At 65.0% G+C, this 1,019-nt stretch carries 1 protein-coding gene; it reads right to left on the bottom strand.

The annotated features are described in order from the left end of the window. On the bottom strand, positions 1-1,019 hold a 1,019-nt coding region (locus AB0J47_RS42260; RefSeq protein WP_364360364.1), incomplete at both ends, for a helix-turn-helix domain-containing protein.

The following is a 1,019-nucleotide window of genomic DNA, read 5'->3' as shown; positions in this document are numbered from 1 at the left end:
GAGTCGGCCCGCCTGCGGTAAGTGCGGGCGACGAGCGCGGAGTGTAAATACCATTTACCTTTCGAGGACAGCGGGTCCAATCCGGTTAGGGCGGTGATTCGCTTGAGCCGGTTGTCGATGGTGTTGATGTGGACGTTCAGATCGCGGGCTATGCGCCGGCGGCTGATGCCGTCGGTGAAACACAGGCGCAGAGTTTCGATCAGTTCCGGGAACGGCTCCAGCGGATCTAGGAAGGCGAGGAGATAGTCGTTGCCTGGTCCAGAACGGGTGATCTGGAATTCGAGGGCAAGATCACTGATCCGGTGTAGCGCGCCTGTGCGGCCGAGGGCGGTTGCTACGTCCAGGAGCTCGTGGGTGTGGCGTGCTACCGCAGGAATTTCCGCCGGTGCCGCTGGCACTGTCGCGGCGGTAAGCGATGTACGGGCGGCCGTGGACAGGGCGGCAAACAGATCGTCGAGAGCATCGCCGGAATCTGGCTCGGGGATCAGGATCGTGCCGCCGAGGGCAGACATTCGTGCCAATGCGACGCCGTCACCGTGCTGGGTGAGCTCGGCACGCAGGCGATTCACCACGAGCCCGGCCGCAGCCGGGTCGAGGCCGATGTCGGCTGGAATCGCCACGGCGATCACCGAATACGATTCCGCGATGTCGATGCCACATTCACGAGCCAGGGCCGTCGCCATCCTCGCACCGCCCAACAGCGCCGCAACCAGGGCGTGGGCCGCAGCGTCTTGCCTGCCGTCTAGGCGCCCGTCATGGCCAGCCGACAGTGCCGTGGCTGCGGCAGCGGCAGCGTCGATCAACGACTCAACCCAGCCTGCCAAATCTTGGAACGAGATACCTTGCTGTAGGGCGTGTTTCATACATTCGCGAAGTTCGTCGTGCACGGTGTCGAGTGGCACACCGGTACGCGCCCAGCGCACGGCGGCGATCTCCAGACGCCGGGTCGCGTCCGAGTGCCCGCCGCCGTCGAGCGCCGACGCCATCAGCTCGTGACAGGTGTACGTGGCAACCTGGTC

Origin of the sequence: Nocardia sp. NPDC049737, from assembly GCF_040674755.1 — a bacterium.
Lineage (GTDB): Bacteria > Actinomycetota > Actinomycetes > Mycobacteriales > Mycobacteriaceae > Nocardia.
This window is presented reverse-complemented; position numbering and strand designations above follow the sequence as displayed.